This window comes from Halonatronomonas betaini (assembly GCF_015666175.1).
GTDB classification, from domain to species: domain Bacteria; phylum Bacillota; class Halanaerobiia; order Halanaerobiales; family Halarsenatibacteraceae; genus Halonatronomonas; species Halonatronomonas betaini.
The window spans coordinates 191,811-212,218 of record NZ_JADPIE010000004.1 but is presented as its reverse complement, the minus strand read 5'-3'; the positions used below and the strand labels follow the sequence as shown (position 1 = coordinate 212,218).

Genomic DNA, 20,408 nt, shown 5'->3' with positions numbered 1-20,408 from the left:
AATATGGAGCTTTTAATCTGGCTAATTATAATACCTTTATTTACTATTTTTTCTATTGGGATTTTTAATTACATAAATAAAAAATATGTTTTACCAGTGGTTTTTACATCTGCTATTCTCCAGTCTGGAATAGCTATCTATTATATTCTCAATAGAAATAATTTATTGCCACAACTTTATAATGTTGGAAACTGGCAGAATGATATAGCTATTAACCTCTCAGTTGATAATTTTACTCTTGTAGTCTTTGTGCTGATTGCTGTCATGCCATTGTTGAGCCTGCTTTATTCAATTACTGAAATCCAGAGGAAACCGGCTAAATTTTATCTGTTAATAAATGTGTTATTGTTAGGGGCTTCTGGTATGGTAATGACGGCTGATCTCTTTAATTTCTATGTTTTCTTTGAGATAGCTTCAATCAGTTCTTATGCCCTTGTTGCTTTTAAAGACGAGGATATCAGTTTAGAGGCTGCTTTTGAATATTTAATTATTGGTTCAATTGGTGCTGTTTTCTTATTACTGGGAATAGTGCTAACCTACCAGGCTACCGGAACTTTAAATATGGCAATAATTCCTGAAAGAATGGCTGAAATACCTGTTGTTACTCGCCAGGTATTAATGTCACTCTTTATTATTGGATTAGGGGTTAAGTTTGCTCTTGTACCTTTACATGCCTGGATGCCAGATGCCTATCAGGGTTCACCGATCTCATATATTGTTTTATCCTCTGGTCTGGTTGTTAATGTCTATTTCTTTGTGCTGGTAAGGATTCTTTTTATCTTCTTTGGAGTCCAGTTCTTTCAGGAGACTATCTTCACCAACTTAATTGTCGGCTGGGGAGTTGCTTCAATGCTCTTTGGCCATGGCGCAGCTCTGCAGCAGGATAATCTTAAGCGGCTTTTTGCTTATTCAACAATAGCCCAGCTAGGCTATGTTATTATTGCCTTTGGCATTGGGACTGAGGCTGGAATAGTTGCAGGAAGTTTCCATTTGATTAATCATGCTTTCTTAAAAGGAGCTATCTTCTTTACTGCTGGTAATTTGTATAAGGCCACCAATAGTTATCAAATCAGAGATATGAAAGGACTGGCTGAAAAGATGCCGGTAATGAGTATAATTTTTGTTTTGATGTTAATAGCTATGGTTGGGATTCCACCTTCAAATATCTTTGTTAGTAAATGGTTGATTTTAACAGCTGCCGTTGAAGCAGGTTATCTTGTTCCTGCTTTTATGATACTTGTAGGTAGTTTTATTTCACTTGGATATTATTTAAGACCTGTAATTACTATTTATACAGGTTATTCTGGTTTTCCAGGAAAGCTACCACTTTTAAAATTTAATGAGTATATTCCAACTCTATTTTTAGCAGGTGTCTGTTTAATGATCGGCTTATTTCCTGGCTATATATTGAATATTATTGATGCAGCTCCAGACTTTTTACTTGAACAATCCAACTTTATTCTTCATATCCTGGGAGGTTAAATTATGCCATCGATACTGATTAACCCTGGATTTATCCTGATTCTAACCGGGATACTATCTATATTTATAAAAAATAGCAAAAAACGTTTTATCTTTTCTATGGCCGGCCTGGCCACATCTTTGTTTATTTTACTGGGACTACCGGAGGGTGAAAGGTTATTAACTTTTGTCTTTTTAGATTTTGAAATAATTTTACTGGAAGTTGATGCTATATCCAGAAACATTGCTTTAGTATTTGTGATTTTTGGGGCTGGAGCCTTTATATACTCATATAATCTATGTGGCAAGAAAGAATTTCCTTTAATCAATTTCTATCTTGGTTTCTCATTTATGATATTATTTGTAGGCGATTTTATTAGTTTTTTTGTTGCCTGGGAAATTATTACTATTTCTGCTTTCTTTTTAATTTATGATATTAATGATGCTGTCCGACAGCATACTGCTCAATATTATATACTAATGCATGTTTTTGGTGGGTTAATGTTACTCTGGGGAATAGTTCTCCATGTAACAGAGACAGGTAGTATTCTCCTGACAGTTCCTGAACGGGGCTTAATCTTTTTCTTGATATCTATTGGTGTTAAACTAGCTTATGTTGGAGTTCATACCTGGTTACCAAGGACATACTCAAATATTCCTTATCATATCAGTGTAATCCTATCTGCCTTCACCTCAAAGATCGGAGTCTACGGATTATACAGACTGATAGAAATGGATAATATGTTAATCGCTTATTTTGGGGTGTTTAATGCTATTCTTGGTGTTATCCTTGCTATGACCCATTCAGATATTAGAAAGATATTATCATACCATATAGTCAGTCAGATCGGATATATGATTATAGGTATTGGTATAGGTAATGAATTAGGGATTGTTGGTGGTAGTTTTCACATAATTAACCATATACTTTATAAGGGTTTACTTTTTGTAATGGCCGGTACTGTAATTTATTCTTTCGGATATGAAAATCTTGAGGACTTAGGTGGTCTCTGGAAGAAGATCCCTATAACTTTTGTAACCAGTTTAATTGCAGCCCTATCGATTGCAGGCTTCCCATTCTTTAATGGTTATTTGAGTAAAACAATGATTAAACATAGTACTGATAATCAAATCATCTATTATGGAATGATGATTGCCGGAATTGGAACTGCTCTTTCATTTATAAAAATTATGTATTTTGGATTTATTAGGAAGGGCAATAACCCTAGAATGAAAAAGAAGCCTTTATTTTCAATGAGATTCTCAATGGTCTTTATTGCGGGTATTATGATGGTAATAGCTTTATTGCCGGAACAGATGGAATCTTTATTTAATATTTCTACCGGGATTAATTATTTCTCAGCCTATGAAGTCTGGAATGGAGTTCAACCTATCCTTATTGGTCTGGCATTATTCCCGATTTTACAAAACACAATTGAACCCCATCCAGAACAACCGATCGAGCCTGACTTTTACTGTGATATCTGTAACTCCTTCATAGAATTTGACAATACAGTATCTAAAATTCATACTGGAGATATGGTAAGATATGTCTCCTGGGTTCTTTTTGCACTGGTTCTGTTGCTGTTAAATTTCTATGTTACCAATCTGTTTTAAATTAACTCACAAAGTGAAGAAATGTAATTAAATCAAAATAATCACTGGCACTAAATTTGACTTCATAATTATCCTGTTCAGCTCCAGGATAATTCCCTGCAGTTATAGCATCTTCTATTCTTCTATATATCAGGTGGGCATTAAATTCTTCAATCTCCTGACCTAATGGGTTGAGAATTTCTAATTTTCTCAGCCCTAACTCTACTCCATTTTTAATCCTTTTTCTGGCTTCAGCAATTGGGAGCGCCCTGATTGCGCCTCCTAAACCATATTTAACTGTTGCAGTTTCAATTCCTGGAATTAACTTTTTAGTTTGATTGCAGCAACTTTCATCTCCTGAAATAAAGCTAACCGGTACTCCAAAATAACCTGCAGTATAAGCATTAATTAAAGCTTCACTGGCAGGCTGGTCATTTAAATAAATCTTATGAAATTTTCCAGAGATGGTATGGGCAAGTGTTCCACTCTCAAGCCCCGGGCTTGAATGATATCCAACGAAAAAAACTGTATCAAATGTATTATCTATACCATCCATCATACTATAGGGTCTTCCTGACCAGCCTCTAATTAATTCTGCCCTTTTATCTAGTTGAGCCGGCAGAATATTTCTGGCAGTTGCATGAGCATCTCTAACAACAACCCTGGTTGCCCCATTATCAAAAGCTGCTTCTATTGCTGCATTTACATCACCAGTCATAATTTCTCTAAATTCATCATATTCACTCTTGCCTTTTCTTACTTCATCTCCAACAACTAAAGAACTAATACCCTCCATATCTGCAGAAATAAAAACTGATGTATCTTCTTTAACCATATAAATTATCTCTCCTGTTATGATATTTTATATACTCTTCCAAAAAGTTTCTTTTAATAGTCCTATTGCTCCACCAATCACTAAACCTAAAGCAATACTTCCTCCAAAAAACATACTAACAATTAAGCCAATACCAGAACCAATTGCAACAGCTATTCCAATATACAAGAAGTTATTATTATTTGCCATATCTCCACCCCTTAGAATATATTTCTGCTTGAAGTATAGTTCTATAAATACTTTGAAATTCCTTTATTAGTCTTAATTATTTATTAATTATTTCTATGAAATTTTTTATTAGCTTTTCACCAGGAGTATTTTTCTTTAAATCTCTGATCAATTTATCCAGATTATAACCTTCTTTTATTAGCTTATCCCTATCATTTAAAATATATTCCTTCATTACTCCAGCTGTAAATTCCGGGTGAAACTGAACTCCCCAGATATTATCTTCTAAATAGAATGCCTGATTATTTTCAAAATTATTATTGGCAAGTCTTATGGCTCCTTCAGGAAGTTCTAAAACTGACTGTTCATGAACAAGAAAACTTGAGAACTTATTAGGTAAACCTTTAAATAGACTATTAACTTTACCTGCTTCTGTTAAAAATATTTCTTTACTTCCGATTTCTTTTTTAACTGGATGATAATCTACTTTCCCTCCATATATTTTAGCCAGAAGCTGATGACCAAAACAGATTCCTAATGCAGGAATATTATAATTGTCAAGATAATGTTTAAGTTCCTGGGATAAATTTTTTATCCATTGCGAATCATCTGTAACCATTGAATGAGAGCCTGTTATTATTATACCTTTTATATTATCTATATCTGGAAAAGTTTTATTTTCAAAGGGTTTATAAATTTCTATTTCTTCAATCCTTAAATTAGCTTTATTAATAATTAATTCTTCAAAATCTCCATATTTTTTTACTATTTTATTTAATGATGCTCCTGCCTTTATAATAAGCAATTTCTTCATTATATAAAACACCTCTAGTTATTACTTAATTAAGAAACCTGAACCAGAACTAACTGGTCCAGGAAGTTTAATTCATATTTTTATTTTACCTGATCGTCGATTTTGGATCCAGGGCATCTCTTAGTCCATCGCCTAATAAGTTATAACTTAAACAGGCAATAAATATCATAAAGCCTGGTATTAACATCCATGGAAAACCCGTAATAGAAGTAATATTTTGAGCAGCTGCTAGCATATTACCCCAGCTGGCTGCTGGCTCCTGAATTCCTAAACCAATAAAGCTTAAGCCAGATTCCATTATAATATATCCTGGAACAGCAACAGTTGCACTAACTATTACATAGGTAGTTGTAACAGGTAATACATGTTTAATTATTATCCTTTTATCTGAAGCACCAATAGCTCTTGCAGCCTGTACATATTCTTCATTTTTAGCTGAAAGAACCATTCCTCTAATAACACGAGCCATTCCAGCCCAGCCTCTGAAAGCAAGAATAGAAATAATAAAGAAGAATCTCATTTGTGAAGGTATATCAATGGGCATGACTGCAGCCAGGGCTAAAAGCAAATAAAATCCTGGTATTGACATAATCACTTCGGCAAATCGCATTAATACCTCATCTACCCAGCCACCATAATATCCAGATATTCCTCCAACTAGCATACCTATCGATGTTGAAATAAAGATAGCAACAAATCCAATAAACATTGAGACTCTACCACCATATAATAACCTGGTAAATAAATCCCGACCATATCCATCACTTCCGAGAAGAAAAAACGGTTGTTCATATCCTTCAATCCCAAAGAGTTGAAAATTAGTTGTAAAGGGCCCAACTGTGTGTGGATCACCTCTATGGAAAAACTGAATTTCATATTTCTCATCTTCAACAGTTTCATATTGGCCCCAGCCGACTGATTCAGTTCCATAAATATATGGCCTTGTAAGACTTCCAGTTTCATCAGTGAAATGGACTCTTGTTGGGGGGTGATAAAAATATTGTCTAAAAGTTCTATTTGGATGATATGGTGACAGAAAACCAGCAAATATAACCATGATATATAAAGTCAAAACAACTATTCCTCCGACTATTGCTATCCTGTGTCTGCTTAAACGTTTCCACATCTCACGCCAGAAAGAATATTGATCTTTACTTTTTATTGTCGATTGAGCAAGTTCTTTTTGATCATTCTCGTTAAATGCTTTTCTCTCCATTTTATCCCCCCCTTAATTATACCTTATTCTTGGATCACTCATTGCTAAAAGAACATCAGCAATAAGATTTCCTAATATTAATAATACACTACCCATCATTAAACCTGCCATAGCAAGATAAAGATCTTTTGATCTAACCGCATTTAGCATTAAGGTACCTAAACCTGGCCAGCCAGTTACTATTTCAGTTAAGGCTGCTCCTCCAAGCAATGCACTAATTTGAAAACCAAAGATCGTAATCATTGGATTAATAGCATTTCTTAAAGCATGTTTATAAACTACTACCCTCTCCATTAATCCTTTAGATCTGGCTGTTCTTACATAATCTGAAGTCATAGCATCAATCATCTGCCCTCGCATCTGTCTGGTTAGTCCAGCCATTGAAGCTGTACCTAAGACCACTGCCGGAACAGCTAAGTGTTTTAAAATATCAATAAATTGCTGCACCGGGGTCATCATATCATGAGTAATGCTAGTCATGCCCTGAATCGGCCAATTCAAGTTGAAAGTAACTATTCCATATAATAAAAGTAAGGCAAAAAAGAAATTTGGAATGGATAAGCCAACAAAGGCCAGACTGGTAAATATATTATCACCTATTGTATATTTTCTTGTTGCAGAATAGATTCCTACCGGGATTGAAACACCCCAGGCCAGGACCATAGCTGCAAAAGATAAAATAAGTGTATTCATTATTCTACTCCCAATAACCTGGGTAACAGGAACTCGATAAGTAAAAGAGCGACCTAAATTTCCTCTAAGCACCTGTCCTAACCAGAGTGCATACTGTTCAGGTACTGATCTATCCAGTCCAAAGTCTCTTTCCATTGTATTAAGCACCTGTCTAGATATATCTGGATTCATTCTCAATTGATCAAGATAATCACCTGGTGATAATTGCATTATCATAAATGAAAATAATGAAATTGCTAAAAGTAGTGGGATAGCATATAGTATTCTTCTTATTATATACGTTTTCATGAACTATAGGCTCCTTTCTATAAAAATATTATAATTGCTTAAAAATAAGAAGGGGGGATAGCCCCCCTTCCTGGCAGTACTAAATCTATAATGATAAAATACTAGTATGCAAGATACTGTTCATATAGATTCCAGGTTACCCCACCATAAGCACTGATATTATGATTCTCTAAATTGTTTCTAACTCCATAAATAGCATTAGGTGCTGTTGTATAAATTAATGGCACCTGATCAGCTATGATTTCCTGGAACTCATTATAATACTCAATTCTATCTTCAATTTCAACAGCCTGAGCCCCTAATTCAAAGAGTTCATCTATTCTAGCTTCCCAATCTCTGTGAGGCTCTTCCTGCATTGGATGCCACATATGAAGAGGACCATCAGATGTCCAAACATTAGCGCCACTATGTGGTTCTACTCCACCAGTCAGACCGATTAAGATTGTATCAAAATCAAACTCGCTCTGAAGCTGGTTGACTAATGCATTAAATTCAACTGGAGCTGTGTTAATCTGCATACCTAATTCTCTCAGGTCATCAGCAATTATATTCATTATTGTCTCTCTCTCATCATTACCTGCATTGGTAGCAATATTAAACTCAACTTCTCTGCCTTCCCAGTCAACTAAATTACCATTATTATCCCATTCAAATCCTGCTTCTTCAAGAAGCTCTCTTGAGCGATCTAGATCATAAGGATAGGTTCTAACATCTTCGTTTAAGAACTGCTGATTAGGGGTACTAACCGGACTCCACTGAGGAGTTCCAAAGCCAGCCTGGGCCTGATTTATCATTGTATCTTTATCAAAGGCATGGGCAACAGCTCTTCTAAATTCAAGAATGTCAAACCATTCCTTTTTCTCTGGCCTATCTTCTAAGTTAGGATTATTAGGATTAAGATTAAAAACCAAGAAATTTGTACTAAAGGTTGGACCAGCATCTATTAGTTCAAAATCTCCTCTTTCTTTTAACTGTTCAAAACGGCCATAGTTTCTACCCTGTATGGAGTTAAAGTGAACCTCGCCATTCTGGAATAATAAATCCTGAACTTCAGTACTTTCTACAATAACTTTAACCCATCTATCTAAATAAGGAAGTCTTTCTCCTTCAGGATCTAAACGCCAGTAATAAGGATTAGCATCCTTAACTATTCTTTCACCTGGAACAAAATCTGTTAACATAAATGGACCTGTACCAACTATTTCACTTGGGTCAGTATCAACACCCCAGGCTTCTGTAAATTCTCCTGCCTCATAAGCATCTCTGAGTTTGTGCTCCGGAATAATATAAGTTCCAATAGAATTCATAAATGGAGCAAAAGGCTCTGGAAGCTCAAATTCTACTGTATAGTCATCAATCTTCCTATACTCAGGAAATTCTCCAGCTACTCTTAGGACACTTCTAGTACTTGTTGGAATATCTTCATCGCTAATTACATCCATTGTGAAGATAACGTCGTCAGCAGTAAAGGGTTCACCATCATGCCATTGAACTCCTTCTCTTAAATAGAAAGTGTAAACTGTTCCATCTTCGCTAATTTCCCAGTCATGTGCTAGCCTAGGAATAAATTCGGTGGTTACACCATGCCTGGTCACTAAGCCCTCAAATATAGGACCATCAGTAACATCGGTTGACGATGTTTCATTAGCTATTACAGTATTAAAAGTTCTTGGATCTCCTAATACTGCCTGCATTATAGTTCCTCCATGCTCACCCTGAGGTTTTTCTGAAACCCAGGGATCTTTAAGTTCTACTTCTTCGGCCATCGTTACAACAGATGCTGATAAAACAAAAGCAAATAATAAGACTAATATGGTAAGTTTTTTCATATAAAAATACTCCTCCTAATTTTTTTATTGATTCTCAATTCTTGATTTTCTATGAAAACAACTTAAAATGTATCTCCCCTATCCCCCTTTCAATTCAAATATTAATAAATAAAAATAATATCTTAATATTATAATACTCGATAAAATATAAAAGTCCTTCAAAAATTTAAAGTTTTAAAAAACACTTAAAGTATTCAAATATCAATATATTATCACATTAATTTAATACTTTTATTTAATTATCAAAAATAATTGATTAATCGATATCATTTTATAGACTTTATTAAATAATAAATTAATAAAATTTTTTTGGAAAAAAAATTAAAAAAGCCCTTTTGCAAGGGCTTTTTCCGGAGTATTTAAGATTTAATTTATATTTATTAAATAATTTAGTAGCTCTGAGGCATTATCACCTGGAATTTCTTCATAATAACTCCAAATCTTTTGAGCATCTCTTTTAAATAACTGTCTTTCTTCTTTAGTTAAACTAAGAATTTTTATGTTTTCTTTAGCATGCTTAATATTTCTTAAATTATCATCATAATGTTTTTGCTGTAATTTCTTTGAGAAATCTTTCATTTCTAAGATAACATTATTCAATATATCTTTTAAATCATCTGTCAATGAATTATAAAAAGTTGGATTTGTAATCAAAATATTAATATCAGGATTTGATTTTGTCTCAATTAAATATTCTTGTGTATTATAAAATCCCATTTCTTTAATAGTTGACAGGTTAGCTACCTGCCCATTAAAAACCCCAAAATAAAGGCCACTGTAGGCTTCAACAGAATCTATAGCTGTAACATTTGCTCCATATTCTTCATAATTTCTTATATTAAACTTATTTGGCGCTACCCTAAGATTATAGTTCTTTAATTTATCTGGATGATTGATATAGTCATTTGCAGAGATAAGTTCCCAACCGGAAGCAAAATATCCTAATGGAAAGATATTTTTCTCAATAAAAGATTCTTCTATAAGATTAGAGAATTTCTCACTATTGATTAAATCAGTTAACTTATTAATATCATCTGGAAATAGATATTCCAGCTGGAAAATTTGGCTTTCAGGTATATAACTAGCTATATTCTTATCTGAAACTAAATTAAAATGTACTACATTATTTTGGGCCTGTTCTATCATATCTTCCCCTGTTCCTAAAATACTGGCTGGATATAGTTCCACCTTAACTTTCCCCTTAGTTTCAGCTTCAATCTTATTTTTAAACTTATGAGCATATTGATCCATATAACTACCTGCTTTATCTGTATAACTGAATCTCCAGATAGTCTCTTCTTGATTAATGTTTAATGAAAGAATATTAGTTGATGCAGCACCTATAAACGTGATTGTTAAAATAAACACTAATGAAAACACAATTTTTCTCTTCATTTTGAATTCCCCCTAATATAATATTTAGCAATTTATATTTACCTACTATCTACTCAATATAATAAATCAGTATTCAATATAACATATTTAAATCTAAAAATCTATAGTTTTCAGCAACAAAATTAATTTTTATTTTATTAAGTAATTTTTATTTAATAATAATTTATTTAAAGCCTTTAAAAATCTTTTCAAATGATATATGATATATAAGGAAAGCTAATTATAAGGAGGAAAAAATGAAAATAGGAATTGTTGGTTTACCGAATGTTGGAAAGTCCACATTATTTAATGCTCTCACAAAGGTCCAGGTTGATGCTGAAAATTACCCTTTTTGTACAATTGATCCCAATATAGGAGTTGTTAATGTTCCTGATGAGAGACTGGATATTTTAACGAATATATATAATCCAGAAAAAAAGACCCCTGCAATGATAGAATTTGTAGATATAGCTGGTCTGGTAAAGGGAGCAAGTAAGGGTGAAGGTCTTGGAAATAAGTTTTTATCTCACATTCGAGAAGTAGATGCTATTTCTCAGGTTGTTAGATGCTTTACTAATGATAATATAACCCACGTTAATAATAAAATTGATCCTATAGATGATATTGAAACTATTAATCTGGAGCTAATGCTAGCTGATATGGCTACAATTGAAAAACGTTTAGAGAAAACAGAAAAGAAAGCCAAAAGTGGAGATAAAGAATATTTAAAAGAACTAGAGGAATTGAATAAATTAATAGAAGAACTGGAAAACGGAAAAAATATCAGGCAAGTTGAATTAAATGAAACTGGCCAGAGATTGACAAAAGAACTTCAATTATTATCTGCAAAACCTACAATCTATGTTTGTAATGTTGATGAAAATAAGATTAACGATGATAATAATAGATATGTTGAAATGGTCAGGGAATATGCTGCAGAAGAAGGCGCAGAAGTTATAACTGTTAGCGCACAAATTGAAGCTGATATTGCTGAGCTTGATGAAGAAGACAAACAATTATTTTTAGAAGATTTAGGAATTGAAAATTCTGGACTTGATCGATTAATAAGAGCAGGTTATAGATTATTAGATTTAATTACATTCTTGACTGCAGGTGAAAAGGAAGTTAGAGCCTGGACTGTAAAAAGAAATTCAACTGCTCCCCATGCTGCTGGTAAGATTCATTCAGATATGGAAAGAGGATTTATTCGTGCAGAAGTTGTTAGTTTTGAGGATTTAAATGAAACTGGCTCATATAAAGACGCTCGCGAAGAAGGAGTTTTGAGATTAGAAGGCAAGGATTATATAATTCATGATGGCGACGTCTGCAACTTTAGATTTAATGTTTCATAAATAATTTAAAACCAATGATAAAAGCAACCCTGTTCTCTTCTGAAAGGGTTGCTTTTTAAAATTAATCTTTATTATTATTGTTGATCTTCTGCTCGATATCTTTCTGGATTACATCTCTTACCTCTTTTTTAAAATCTTCTTTAGACATATCATCAGCTTTAATCATAATCCTTGTCATTGGAAGTTTCTTAAATAACTTATGAAATAATTGGTTCAAAATTGAAAAACCAATCAATACAATAACTGCTGTAACTAAATCATGATATAATAAAGAATATAGACCAACTGCTCCTGCGAAAATACCAATAAAATATTGTAATATATGCTTAATATCAAACTTTTTATTAATAACTTTATGGAGCTCTATATAGTATTTAAAAATCAACTTTTTCATATTATAACCTCCTGCTTCCTAGAAATAAAATTATAGCAGAATAAATTTAATTATGCAAATGCAGGATTATCTAACTTTTTATATAAGTAATGAATAAGAAATATATTTTAATACTCTGGAGTTGATAATTATGTCTGATAATAATGAAATTAAAATATTTGCAGGAAGTTCAGGTAAAAAGTTTGCAGACAAAATCTGTGAGTATTTGAAGATTAAACCTGGAAAATCTGAAGTTATTAATTTTACTGAAGGAAATATAATGGTTAAAAGTAAAGAGACTGTCAGAGATAAAGATGTTTACCTTGTCCAGTCTATTGGTCTTGAGCCCAATAATGAATTTACAGAAATATTATTCTGGATGGATGCATTTAAAAGGGCAAGTGCACAGTCAGTCACCGCTATTATACCCTTTTTCAGTTATGCCCAGGGAGATAAAAAAGATGAACCTAGAGTTTCAATTAGAGGAAGAGTCTGTGCAGAATCAATAGAGCTTGCAGGTGCTGATAGAGTTATTACAATGGATCTCCACAGCCCTCAAATACAGGGCTTTTTTAAAAATCCAGTTGATCATTTATATGCAATGCCTATTCTCTGTGAATATTTTATGAAAAATTATGATTTGAGTAATACAGTTGTTGTGTCTCCTGATGCAGGGTTTGCTAAAGAAGCAAGAAGATATTCAGCTTATTTAAATAGACCAGTTGCTATTGGAGATAAAAGAAGATTATATCATAATGAGAGCGCAGAAATACTTGAAATAATAGGTGATGTTAGAGATCGAGATGCCTTGATTTTTGATGATTTTAGCATATCAGGTGGAACTTTAGTCGATCTAGCCAGAGGCTTAAAGGAACGGGGAGCTAGAAGAATATTTGCTGGATTATCACATATATTATTAAATGATTCAGGTGTAGAAAGAATTGAAAATAGCCCTATAGAAGAACTGGTAAGCACCGATTCTGTAAATAATAAGGTGATTACAGATTCTAGAAAAATAAAATTAGTTTCTGTGGCACCTCTTTTTGCAGAAACTATCTATCGGGTTCATAATGGAATTTCTGTTAGTTCCTTATTCAAGGGGGTCCCTAAAAAAGTATTAAAAAGCTCTAATATATAAAAATAAAGAAATTGCAGGCAAGAACTAATCTGCCTGCAATTTATATTTTTTAATTACTAATCTGTTTGGGAATTCCCTCCTGTTTTAAATCAAAAGAGGCTGCTTTTAATAGTTCATAAACAGCTACTGCCAGAAATGCATCTGCTACATGGTGCAAGGCTGTACCAACTCCAACAATTATTCCTGCGTCTGCCAGTGAAAAACCAAATGGTAATACTATTAGCGCTTCTCCAATAGCATGGATTGGCAAAACTAATAATAAAGCAAGTTTAAAACTATAGCCCTTTTTAATTAATAGTGCTCCGGTTCCTCCAACTAGAATATGAATAGCAGCCCTGGCCCCAATAACTGGTCCGGTGACTAGGAAAAATCCTAAAGCAGAGCCAAATCCAACAAAGATTGCTGCAAAGGGACTAATTAACATTGATAAAAATACCGGTAAATGTGAAGCCAGAGTAGCTGAAAATGGTGGAATATAAATTCTTAAATAAGTTCCAAAGACTAAAGGTATCATTAGTGCCAGTGCGGTTAATAAAGCTGCATATACAAGTTCCTTAACTTTCAATTTTCTTTTTAACAAATCAAAATCCTCCTCCATATTTTATTTCTATTATATTATCTCAATATACAGGTGATTTGTCAAGTGTATATACAGTAAATTTAAATTTATTTTACCCTTCTAATAAATACCCTTCTGCTGATAATGATGATTTCAAGTTTTTTAAGACCTCATTATTAGCTACCTCTACAGTATGGAGATGGATTCCATCTGTTAATTCAGCCAATAAACCTGCATCATTTTCTTCTACCTTTTTCAAGAATTCTTCAACTTCTTTTTTATTAGTTAACATCAAATTACCCTTTAATTCTCCATAAATAGGGTGTTCAACTCTAACATCTAATATTCTAGCCCCGTGTTCTATCATTATCATTAATTCGTTTTTAACAAGATCGTCTCTGTGGCGACAGGCAATGGTAGCCTCTAAAAATGGCGACTTATTTTTCTGAAGTAAATACCCTCTAGATGTTGATAAAATATCTACTCCTTCTGCTCTAATAAGAGCTATATCCTGAACAATAACCTGTCGGGTTACTTGAAATTTTTCTGCTAATTCAGAGCCTGTATGAGGTTCTTCACTATTTTTTAAAATATTTACGATTTCCTGGCGCCTATCACCTGGTTTTAATGTTTTATTTGCCAATTTGATCATCTCCCTCTAACCAGATATTTTTAATTGAAAAATTGTTATTAAAGGCAACTATATTTGCTATTTTACCACCTTTTAAAGAACCATATAAGCTATCAAGGCCAAGCCGCTTTGCAGGATTATAACTGGCCAGATGCCAGCTATCAATTAAGTCTAGTTCTGTATTATTATAAATATACTCAACAGCATCTATAAGCTTTAAAGTTGAGCCAGCCAGGTTTCCATCTGCCAGACGGGCTTCACCATTTTTTATAGAAACATTTAAACCACCTAAATCATAATCTCCATCTTCCATACCAGCTGCCCTCATTGCATCAGTTATTAATATAATCCTTTCAAAGCCAGCTATTTTCAAAGTTATTCTTATGGTAGCTGGATGAAGATGAATGCCATCGGCAATAATCTCCATTGTAGTATCTTTGCTATCTAAAAATGCTCCAACAGTACCAGGGTTACGGTGATGAAAACCTGTCATGCCATTATAGAAATGACTTGCCTGTTCCACACCATTTTTAATAGCTTCTGTCATAGTTTCATAATCAGCTGCAGTATGAGCTGTTGCTACTAATGTATTATTATCTTTAAGGCTTTGAATTATTGCCTTTGCGCCAGGTTTTTCTGGTGCAAGGGTTACAATTCTTAAATATTCACCTAAAATATCTATCCAATTATTAATTTCCTTAATTGCACCTGTTCTTATAAATTCTGCATTTTGAGCCCCTTTTTTAGCCTGACTGATAAATGGTCCTTCAATATGAGCCCCCAGTAAATTTGTTTTATTTTTAGTATCAATTACATTTTTTATTCTTTTACAGGCAGATTCAAGCTCTTCAGGGGGGGCAGTTAATGGTGTAGCCAGCCAACCTGTTACACCATTTTTTAATTTATACTTGCTTATCTTATCTAAAACATCTTCTTGGTTATCCATTACATCGTATCCATTTCCGCCATGACAGTGGATATCAATCAAACCTGGCCCTAAAAATAAGCCTCCAATATCAGTTTTTTTTAGATATTGCTTTTGCTCCGGAGCACCTTCACCTATTTTTTTTATTTTATTTTCATCAATGATTAACCAGCCATTATCAATAATTTTATTTTCAGAAATTATTTTTGCATTGTATATTAGTTGGATTGTCATCCCTCCCGAATTTAATTATATTTCAAACCAGACCCTGTTAATATAATAACAATATTACCAAAAGAAGTATTCTTATCTTTAAGATGATTTATAGCCCCTGCAGGAGCCGCTGCTGAAGTAGGTTCTATATAAATACCCTGCTTCCACAGTTGTTTTAAAGAATTCTTTATTTCAGTTTGATTTACTAAAATAACATCTCCCTTACTTTCTTTAATTGCATTAATAATCTCATTTATTCTTGCAGGCTCTTTAATAGCTATACCTTCTGCTAAATTATTTAAATATGTATTACTTTTTCTACTTTTACTATGAAATTTTTCCCAGATCGGGAAAACTGGCTCTGCCTGGACAGCTATTAATCTAGGGAGATTATCTTTAGCCAATATTTCTTTTAAGCCATGCCAGATACCTAATAATAAAGAACCATTGCCAACAGGCAGAATAATTTCATCAATTTTTTTAAGATCTTCAATAAGTTCTTTAGCTATAGTTGCAACCCCGGCAAAAAATAAAGGATTATATATATGAGAAGCATAATATTTATTTCTAGCGGCCTTTTTTACCGCCCTGGATGTTGCTTCTCTATCACCTGAAATCTTATGGATAATTGCACCTGTTGACTGTATCTGCGATATCTTTGCTGAACTTGTAGCTTCTGGTAAAAAAATATTGCAGTCAATGCCAGCAGCAGCTGAATAGGCAGCAACTGCTGCCCCGGCATTCCCTGATGAATCTTCGACTATTTCATCTATTCCAGCATTTTTTAATTTACCTAACATTAATCTTGCTCCTCTATCTTTAAAAGAACCAGAAGGGTGATAATAATCGAGTTTATAGAAAATTTCATGCCCTAATAATTCTTTTTTTAATAAAGGTGTCTTTACTTCTCCTAATTCAAGATCAGTTTTGTATTGGAGAGGTTTTTCAGGAATTTTAAATAAACCTCCACAATTACATTTGAACATTTTGCCATCATGTGGATACTTTTTGCCACATTTTAAGCACTCAAATTTCATCAAAAAAGTCCACCTTTCTGCATCTAAAGAACATGTGATCCTTCGATTTTGATTTTTTGGCCATGGGGTTTACCAGCCATAAATATAAATCTAGATTCATCTGCAAGTGTCTTGATTTCAATAGAAGCTTTAGAAGTTAATAAAAGAGCTTCTCCTTCATTTAGTTTTTTCTCTGTTTCTATTATACCATCAATTACATAAATAATTCCATGCATTTTATCTGACAGCTGAATATTATAACTCCCACCTTTAACTAATGTGATATCCTGGAGCAATAATTCTGTTTTTAACTTAACTGGTGAACCAGGTCCAATTAAACTTCTAATTATAACATTTTCTTTTTCTTGAACAGGAACATTTTCTGGATTAAGTGCTTGATATTCAGGTTTTGATTCTTTCATTTCAGATGGCAGGTTAACCCAGATTTGCATACCATGTGCGTAACCGGCTGTACCTGGAGCTTCAGAGTGAACAATACCTTTACCTGCATTGAAAGTTTGTAAGCCACCCTGATCAACTTCTTCTTCATTTCCCTGATTATCTTCATGACGAAAAGCTCCTCCAAGCATATAACTTATCGCTTCAAAGCCACTATGCTCATGGGGGGCAAACTCATTGGGAGCTTCAACAAAAAACTCATCTATTAAGACAAAGGGATCAAAGTGATTATGATAAACAGTTGGAAATAATCTTTTTACTACTGCGCCATCACCTTCCGGCTTTTCAACAGCAATTATCTTTTTATTTTCTTTTAACATAATTTTTACCTCCAAGCTATTCTTCTTTTTTACTGGATTCTTCTCTATCGTTCTGTTAATATTATATATAGTAAATATTATATTAGCAGTAAAATATGAAACATTGCAAGGAGGCTTTATTTTGGAAAATTGGCGCTTAATTAAAACAGAAGCAAATGATGGATATTATAATATGGCAATTGATGAAGCTATTATGAAATGTCATCAAGATAAAAAAGTCCCGCCTACAGTAAGGTTTTATAGCTGGAATCCACCAGCTTTGTCTCTTGGTTACTTTCAAAAACTAGAAAAAGAAGTTAATCAAGAAGCATGTCAGAATGCAGGCATAGATATTGTTAGACGCTTAACTGGAGGACGTGCTATTCTTCATGATAAAGAGTTAACTTATAGCATTACTATTCGAGAAGATTATAATCTCCTTTCTAATTCAATTGTTAAAAGTTATAAAGAGATTAGCCAGGGTTTAGTAGCTGGTCTAAATTTATTAAAAATACCAGCGGAGCTTAAGCCAATGGAACGGGGCAAAAAATCTCCAAAAGGTAATTCAGCTGCCTGCTTTGATGCACCATCCTGGTATGAAGTAATTCTTAAAGATAAGAAATTAATAGGGAGTGCCCAAACAAGAAAAAAAGGGACTATACTCCAACATGGATCATTACCATTTGAAATAGATCCTAAAAAGACATTTGAATTATTTAATTATAAAGATAAAAAGAAAAGGAAAAAAGCACGAAGAATCTTTGCAGCTAAATCTACTGCACTAAAATCAGCAGGTTATGATGTTAAAAAAAATAAGCTTGAACAGGCTTTAATAGATGGATTAGCAAAAAGCTTAGGTTTTAATTATTCATATGAAAAGTTAACACCTGAGGAAATAAATTTAGCTAAAAAATTGAGAGAAGAAAAGTATTCAAATAATCACTGGAATAAAAAACGTTAGGAGGTTATTCATGGCTAAAGATACTAGTAATAGAAGGAAAAGGCTGCCTGAATGGTTAAGGGGAAAAGACCCATTACAAAGGGGTATGGTAGATACTAAAAAGATGTTAGATGGACTTGAATTAAATACTGTTTGCCAGAGTGCTCGCTGTCCTAATATAGGTGAATGTTATGCTAAAAAAACCGCAACTTTTATGATCCTTGGTAATAAATGCACAAGAAATTGTAAGTTTTGCGCAGTCCCAGGAGAAAAGCCAGAACCAGTCGATACTGAAGAACCAGCCAGAATAGCTAAGGCTGTTGATAGATTAAAGCTCAGGCATGCTGTGATAACCTCAGTTACTCGAGATGATCTAGAGTATGGGGGATCAGAGCAATTTGTCAGGGTTATAAATGCAATTCGAGATATGAATCCAAATGTTACTATTGAAATTCTAACTCCAGACTTTAATAATAATAAGCAGGCAATAAATAATATTATTAAAGCCAGTCCTGAAATATTTAATCATAATATAGAAACAGTTCCTTCTCTATATGATGAGGTTAGACCAGAGGCTGATTATCAACAATCACTGGATGTTTTAAAAGCAGTTTCAGATGCAGGTAATATAATAGTAAAATCTGGATTAATGCTTGGCCTGGGAGAGACTGAAGAAGAGCTTATCGAGGTATGGAAAGATCTTTTAGAATCTGGTTGTGAAATCTTAACTATGGGACAATACTTACAGCCTGGCCATGGAAATATCCAGGTAAAAGAATATATTCGACCTGAAAAGTTTGAAGAACTTAAAGATAAAGCATTAAAGCTTGGTTTTAAAACAGTAGCAGCTGGCCCACATGTAAGAAGTTCTTATCTGGCTGAAGAAACTGGCAAAAGTCTTATGAATAAATAAAAAAATGCCTACCTCATAATTGAGGTAGGTTAATTTTTTATCTGAATAAATTCAGGAAGCGATCCTCATATAAATGATAAACTCCCCAGCGGTCCAATTCCTGTTTTAAGACTGATGGATCTTTGTCTCCACTTTCTACTTTTTGAAATAAATTTTCTATCTCATCTTTAGCAGCTATTGGAAGGCCATCTAAATTCCTGGTTACTCTTGCTCTACCATCCCGGCCTCTAGTTAAATAACCCTTTGATTCCATCTCTGGAACCTGTGACTCCTGAGCACTTCTTGTCATATATTCCTGAGCAAATTTCATCAATGAAACATCCCAGAGATCATCAAGGCCTACAATAATTGCAGTTAGAAATTCTGATGCCTCATCAATCTCTTCTTCTAAACGTCTGGCAGTCTCATCAATATCAGCACTAATAGTTCTCACATTATCAATTTTTTGAGTATAATGCATCTGATAAGCTATACTTGCCATATCAGGATCCTGACCGGCCATCATTTTAATTGCTTTTTTAGCTTCTTCGCTAAAACCATCAGCTTTTAATAGATAACCTGGAGTTATTAATTTAGGTTTATTCCAGTTGATCCAGCCTTCTCTAATTCTTGTTTCAGGCCCCTCATCTGGATAGATATCTAGATAAGCAGGTTCAGTTAAAACATAATACTTTAATTCTGTGTCTTCTTCATTCGACAGCAATTGGCGGGGGGATTTTAAAATTTCAGTCGCTTCCAGAGCTTCTTGAATTCTTTCTTCATATTCCATGGTTTAACCCCCTTTGATATTTTCTTTGAACTCAATCTATATCATATCAATTATAAAATAATTATTCAAACTTATTCTGTAAAGTCTTAACATATTTATCAATCTCTTGTTCACTATCAGATGAATCTTCTTTAAGCTTGCTTTTCTCAATTGAAAGACAGGCTAATGGTTCTTTTCCAGCTAGCTCTTCAAGTTGCAATAAAGCTTTGGAGCTACCTCCACCTGCATGGGTTGTAAAAAAAGCAACTTCAGGCAAAACTTCACTATTTCCTATTAAAAAAGTTCTAATAGCAGGTGTTAACCTGCCTGCCCAAATTGGAGTTCCAATTATGACCAGATCATATTCTGATAACTCTAGATTAAAGTTTTCTATAATAGTTACATTTGATGTAACAGCATCAAAACCAGCTCTTAAAAATCCAATTAAACCATTCCTGTTCCGCTGGTCTTTAATTTCTAAAGTTTCACCATCAAGCTTATCACCTATAATTTTAGCAAGTTTAGAAGTGTTTCCTGTGTTGGAGTAAAAAACAATAAGTGTTTTCAC

At 33.4% G+C, this 20,408-nt stretch carries 21 protein-coding genes; 6 read left to right on the top strand and 15 right to left on the bottom strand.

Features of this window, described 5'->3' with window-relative positions; translation table 11 throughout:
- The first annotated feature begins 3 nt into the window (after positions 1-3).
- Together I0Q91_RS08495 and I0Q91_RS08490 are read left to right on the top strand one after the other, a co-directional pair.
- Positions 4-1,482: a complex I subunit 5 family protein gene (locus I0Q91_RS08495; protein ID WP_270454040.1), complete on the top strand. Its 1,479-nt coding sequence runs from the start codon at positions 4-6 to the stop codon at positions 1,480-1,482.
- 3 nt (positions 1,483-1,485) lie between these two features.
- A complete protein-coding gene (locus tag I0Q91_RS08490) occupies positions 1,486-3,078 on the top strand; it encodes a proton-conducting transporter transmembrane domain-containing protein (protein ID WP_270454039.1) in 1,593 nt (530 codons plus the stop codon).
- Position 3,079: 1 nt separating this feature from the next.
- Here the strand turns inward: I0Q91_RS08490 and I0Q91_RS08485 are convergent, their stop codons facing one another.
- The 7 genes from I0Q91_RS08485 to dctP all read right to left on the bottom strand — a co-directional run bounded on the left by I0Q91_RS08485 (position 3,080) and on the right by dctP (position 10,295).
- Positions 3,080-3,892, bottom strand: a complete 813-nt coding sequence (locus I0Q91_RS08485; protein ID WP_270454038.1) for a M55 family metallopeptidase — start codon at positions 3,890-3,892, stop codon at positions 3,080-3,082.
- Positions 3,893-3,919: 27 nt separating this feature from the next.
- Entirely contained in the window at positions 3,920-4,081 is a 162-nt protein-coding gene (locus I0Q91_RS08480; protein WP_270454037.1) for a hypothetical protein, read from the bottom strand.
- Between the two features lie 76 nt (positions 4,082-4,157).
- Positions 4,158-4,874 carry a glutamine amidotransferase gene (locus I0Q91_RS08475; RefSeq protein ID WP_270454036.1) on the bottom strand — a complete coding sequence of 239 codons (717 nt, stop codon included), beginning with the start codon at positions 4,872-4,874 and terminating at the stop codon, positions 4,158-4,160.
- Between the two features lie 85 nt (positions 4,875-4,959).
- On the bottom strand, positions 4,960-6,090 hold the full coding sequence (locus I0Q91_RS08470; protein WP_270454035.1) for an ABC transporter permease: 1,131 nt from the start codon (positions 6,088-6,090) through the stop codon (positions 4,960-4,962).
- Between the two features lie 12 nt (positions 6,091-6,102).
- Positions 6,103-7,071 carry an ABC transporter permease gene (locus tag I0Q91_RS08465; RefSeq protein WP_270454034.1) on the bottom strand — a complete coding sequence of 323 codons (969 nt, stop codon included), beginning with the start codon at positions 7,069-7,071 and terminating at the stop codon, positions 6,103-6,105.
- A gap of 101 nt (positions 7,072-7,172) precedes the next feature.
- Entirely contained in the window at positions 7,173-8,900 is a 1,728-nt protein-coding gene (locus tag I0Q91_RS08460; protein ID WP_270454033.1) for an ABC transporter substrate-binding protein, read from the bottom strand.
- Positions 8,901-9,266: 366 nt separating this feature from the next.
- Positions 9,267-10,295, bottom strand: a complete 1,029-nt coding sequence (gene dctP, locus I0Q91_RS08455) for a TRAP transporter substrate-binding protein DctP (RefSeq protein ID WP_270454032.1) — start codon at positions 10,293-10,295, stop codon at positions 9,267-9,269.
- A gap of 236 nt (positions 10,296-10,531) precedes the next feature.
- Between dctP and ychF the strand changes: the two genes are divergently transcribed.
- Positions 10,532-11,626, top strand: coding sequence for a redox-regulated ATPase YchF (gene ychF / locus I0Q91_RS08450; RefSeq protein WP_270454030.1), 1,095 nt, complete (start codon positions 10,532-10,534; stop codon positions 11,624-11,626).
- Between the two features lie 61 nt (positions 11,627-11,687).
- On the opposite strand, the gene I0Q91_RS08445 is transcribed toward ychF, so the two are convergent.
- Complete coding sequence (locus I0Q91_RS08445; protein ID WP_270454029.1) at positions 11,688-12,020, bottom strand: hypothetical protein; 333 nt, start codon at positions 12,018-12,020, stop codon at positions 11,688-11,690.
- 130 nt (positions 12,021-12,150) lie between these two features.
- Here I0Q91_RS08445 and I0Q91_RS08440 point away from each other — a divergent pair, with 130 nt between their 5' ends.
- Positions 12,151-13,137 (top strand): ribose-phosphate diphosphokinase, encoded by a 987-nt coding sequence (locus I0Q91_RS08440; protein WP_270454027.1) that lies wholly within the window; start codon positions 12,151-12,153, stop codon positions 13,135-13,137.
- Positions 13,138-13,186: 49 nt separating this feature from the next.
- Here I0Q91_RS08440 and I0Q91_RS08435 read toward each other — a convergent pair whose 3' ends face one another.
- From I0Q91_RS08435 to I0Q91_RS08415, 5 genes are all read right to left on the bottom strand, one after another.
- Positions 13,187-13,702 carry an ECF transporter S component gene (locus I0Q91_RS08435; protein WP_345790972.1) on the bottom strand — a complete coding sequence of 172 codons (516 nt, stop codon included), beginning with the start codon at positions 13,700-13,702 and terminating at the stop codon, positions 13,187-13,189.
- A 106-nt stretch (positions 13,703-13,808) separates the two neighbouring features.
- Entirely contained in the window at positions 13,809-14,339 is a 531-nt protein-coding gene (locus I0Q91_RS08430) for a transcription repressor NadR (protein ID WP_270454025.1), read from the bottom strand.
- Entirely contained in the window at positions 14,329-15,486 is a 1,158-nt protein-coding gene (nagA, locus tag I0Q91_RS08425) for an N-acetylglucosamine-6-phosphate deacetylase (RefSeq protein ID WP_270454024.1), read from the bottom strand. The genes I0Q91_RS08430 and nagA overlap by 11 nt, the downstream gene beginning before the upstream one ends.
- An 11-nt stretch (positions 15,487-15,497) precedes the next feature.
- Positions 15,498-16,502 carry a pyridoxal-phosphate dependent enzyme gene (locus I0Q91_RS08420; protein ID WP_270454023.1) on the bottom strand — a complete coding sequence of 335 codons (1,005 nt, stop codon included), beginning with the start codon at positions 16,500-16,502 and terminating at the stop codon, positions 15,498-15,500.
- Positions 16,503-16,525: 23 nt separating this feature from the next.
- A complete protein-coding gene (locus I0Q91_RS08415; RefSeq protein WP_270454022.1) occupies positions 16,526-17,260 on the bottom strand; it encodes a pirin family protein in 735 nt (244 codons plus the stop codon).
- A 121-nt stretch (positions 17,261-17,381) separates the two neighbouring features.
- Here I0Q91_RS08415 and I0Q91_RS08410 point away from each other — a divergent pair, with 121 nt between their 5' ends.
- Positions 17,382-18,200: a lipoate--protein ligase family protein gene (locus tag I0Q91_RS08410; RefSeq protein WP_270454021.1), complete on the top strand. Its 819-nt coding sequence runs from the start codon at positions 17,382-17,384 to the stop codon at positions 18,198-18,200.
- A gap of 10 nt (positions 18,201-18,210) precedes the next feature.
- Complete coding sequence (gene lipA, locus I0Q91_RS08405; RefSeq protein ID WP_270454020.1) at positions 18,211-19,092, top strand: lipoyl synthase; 882 nt, start codon at positions 18,211-18,213, stop codon at positions 19,090-19,092.
- Between the two features lie 37 nt (positions 19,093-19,129).
- Here lipA and I0Q91_RS08400 read toward each other — a convergent pair whose 3' ends face one another.
- Both I0Q91_RS08400 and I0Q91_RS08395 read right to left on the bottom strand, forming a co-directional pair.
- Positions 19,130-19,861, bottom strand: a complete 732-nt coding sequence (locus I0Q91_RS08400; protein ID WP_270454019.1) for a hypothetical protein — start codon at positions 19,859-19,861, stop codon at positions 19,130-19,132.
- A 61-nt stretch (positions 19,862-19,922) separates the two neighbouring features.
- Positions 19,923-20,408 (bottom strand): flavodoxin family protein, encoded by a 486-nt coding sequence (locus I0Q91_RS08395; protein WP_270454018.1) that lies wholly within the window; start codon positions 20,406-20,408, stop codon positions 19,923-19,925.